Here is a 2,494-nt window from a genome sequence, read left to right as displayed (position 1 = left end):
GTGTCAGGGATGCGGACGCCAAGGCAACCGGCGCATCGGGTTGCGGCTGCGCAACCGCGCCAGCCACCGAGACGCGAGAGAATGGCGTCGATGCCTGAACGATCTGTCCTGCGCAAGGCAATCTGGGCGCTTGGGCTGACCCAGATCATCGGCTACGGCACGCTCTATTACAGCTTCTCGATCCTCGCGCCGGCAATGGCTGGGGAGTTCGGGCTCACGGAAGGCTGGGTATTCGGCGCTGTCGGCCTCGCTCTTTGCCGGCAGCCTGTTCGCGCCGACTGCCGGGCGGTGGGCCGACCGCTTCGGCGCCGGCCGCATCATGACCGTCGGCTCGGTGGCGGCAGCCGTGGCGCTGGCGCTGTGCGCCGTCGCGCCCGACCGCGTGAGCTTCGTTCTGGCATTGCTGGCAATGGAACTGGCCTCCAGCTTCGTCCTCTACAGCGCTGCCTTCGTCGCGATCGTGCAGATCGGGGTTCCCCGGCCGCAACGCAGCATCACCCATCTGACGCTGATCGCCGGGTTTGCCTCGACCCTGTTCTGGCCACTGACCTCGGCGCTGCATGCGCATCTGACATGGCGCGAGGTCTATTTCTTGTTCGCCGCTCTCAATCTCGGGCTCTGCCTGCCGATCCACGCCTGGCTGATGCGCCTGTCGCGCCGCCACGCAACGGCCAGAAGCCAAGAACGCGAGCCGATCCCTGAAGCGGGCGCGCCGCTCGATCCGCGGCGTGGCCGGGCCGTGTTCCTGCTCATGCTGGCGGGGTTCGCCACCGAGGGCTTCGTGCTGTCGGCGATCCTCATCCACATGGTGCCGCTGACGGCGGCGCTGGGGCTCGGAACCGCAGGCCTCTTCGTCTCGACCCTGTTCGGACCGGCGCAGGTCGCCAGCCGGCTGATCAACATGCTGTTTGGCGGCCGCCTGCAGCAGACGCACCTCGCCGTCATCGCCGCATCGCTGATCACAGCCGGGCTGTGCGCACTGCTGCTGACCACGCCATGGCTGCCCGGCGCCTTCCTGTTCGTGTTGCTGTTCGGCCTCGGTTCAGGCCTCACCAGCATCGTCGGCGGCACCTTGCCACTCGAACTCTTCGGCCGCGAAGGCTATGGCGCGCGGCTCGGATGGGCGAGCGCTGCCCGTCAGTTCACCTCGGCCTTCGCGCCGTTCGCGCTCGCCTCATGATGGCGCGGACATCCGTCGCCAATTCCCTGTGGGTCCTGGTGGTCGTCGCCGCGAGCGGCGTCATCGCCTTCCTCGCCATCGTGTTGCTGAGGCGCCGCGGCCGGGTTGCGTTCGCCATTGGCGGCAATCCGGAAGAGGCGGCCTGACCGCGCCTCAATGCCTGAGAATCTTGCTCAGAAAAGCGCGGCTGCGGTCGGTCTTGGGGTGTGAGAAGAACTCGTCCGGCGTGCCGCTTTCGACGATGGCGCCGGCGTCCATGAACACCACGCGCTGGGCTACCTTGCGGGCAAAGCCCATCTCGTGCGTCACCACCATCATGGTCATGCCTTCCTCGGCGACCGCCACCATGACGTCGAGCACTTCGGAAATCATCTCGGGATCGAGCGCCGAGGTCGGCTCGTCGAACAGCATGATCTTGGGCCGCATGCCGAGGCAACGCGCGATCGCCACGCGCTGCTGCTGGCCGCCGGAGAGCTGTGCGGGATAGGCATTGACCTTGTCGGCGAGGCCAACCTTGGCCAGCAATTCGCGGCCTGCTTTTTCAGCCTCGGCGCGCGGGATCTTGCGGACATGGATTGGGGCGAGCGTGACGTTTTCGAGTGCCGTCTTGTGCGGGTAGAGGTTGAACGACTGGAAGACGAAGCCGATCTCGGTGCGCAGCTGCGTCATGTTGGTGGCGGGGTCGCCCAGGCGTTGGCCGTCGACAACGAGGTCGCCGTCCTTGATCGCCTCCAGGCCGTTGACGCAGCGGATCAGCGTGCTCTTGCCCGAGCCGCTCGGGCCGCAGACGACGACCACTTCGCGCGGCTCGACGCTGAGCGTGATATCCTTGAGCACATTGAGCGTGCCGAACCATTTGTTGACGCCGCGAAAGTCGATCATGCCGGTTTTGGCAAGGCCCGTTTTGGTCATGTTTTCTGGACCTTTGGGGTTGGAAGTCACAACTGCACCTCGCCATGCGCCGCGCCCATGCGCTGCTCCAGCCGGCGGGCCAGCATGATCAGCGGATAGCAGACGATGAAATAGCCGACGCCGACGAGGAAGAAGACCAGCAGGCCGTTGGGCACACGCTGCACCACCAGCCAGCCAACCCGGGTGAGGTCGGTGAGCCCGATCGCCGAGACGACGGAAGAATCCTTGATCAGCAGCACATACTGCCCGACCAGCGGCGGCAGCACGATGCGCATCGCCTGTGGGAGGACCACCTGGCGCATGCGCTGCAAGCGCGACAGGCCGGACGCCAGCGCCGCCTCGACCTGACCTGTCGGCACCGAGCGGATGCCGGCAACGACGATCTCGCAGATGAAGCAGGCG

The 2,494-nt window shown here is 66.3% G+C and carries 4 protein-coding genes; 2 read left to right on the top strand and 2 right to left on the bottom strand.

The features are described 5' to 3' along the window. Positions 1-166: 166 nt before the first annotated feature. Together arsK and EN750_RS41715 are read left to right on the top strand one after the other, a co-directional pair. Complete coding sequence (arsK, locus tag EN750_RS29015) at positions 167-1,180, top strand: arsenite efflux MFS transporter ArsK (RefSeq protein WP_348629631.1); 1,014 nt, start codon at positions 167-169, stop codon at positions 1,178-1,180. Beyond that, positions 1,180-1,326 (top strand): hypothetical protein, encoded by a 147-nt coding sequence (locus EN750_RS41715; RefSeq protein WP_348629630.1) that lies wholly within the window; start codon positions 1,180-1,182, stop codon positions 1,324-1,326. The genes arsK and EN750_RS41715 overlap by 1 nt, the downstream gene beginning before the upstream one ends. Positions 1,327-1,333: 7 nt before the next feature. On the opposite strand, the gene EN750_RS29010 is transcribed toward EN750_RS41715, so the two are convergent. After that, positions 1,334-2,062, bottom strand: a complete 729-nt coding sequence (locus EN750_RS29010) for an amino acid ABC transporter ATP-binding protein (RefSeq protein ID WP_027160865.1) — start codon at positions 2,060-2,062, stop codon at positions 1,334-1,336. 56 nt (positions 2,063-2,118) lie between these two features. Further along, positions 2,119-2,494: ABC transporter permease subunit (locus EN750_RS29005; protein ID WP_127398799.1), on the bottom strand; the 376-nt coding region annotated here is incomplete at its 5' end.

The organism is Mesorhizobium sp. M7A.F.Ca.ET.027.03.2.1 (assembly GCF_003999175.1).
Lineage (GTDB): Bacteria > Pseudomonadota > Alphaproteobacteria > Rhizobiales > Rhizobiaceae > Mesorhizobium.
The sequence above is the reverse complement of the archived record's forward strand: the minus strand, read 5'-3'. Positions and strand labels throughout refer to the sequence as shown.

Bases quoted from the DNA above. Each gene is read 5' to 3' on its own strand.
- EN750_RS29010 (WP_027160865.1), bottom strand. From the start codon at position 2,062: ATGATCGACTTTCGCGGCGTCAACAAATGGTTCGGCACGCTCAATGTG.
- EN750_RS41715 (WP_348629630.1), top strand. From the start codon at position 1,180: ATGGCGCGGACATCCGTCGCCAATTCCCTGTGGGTCCTGGTGGTCGTC.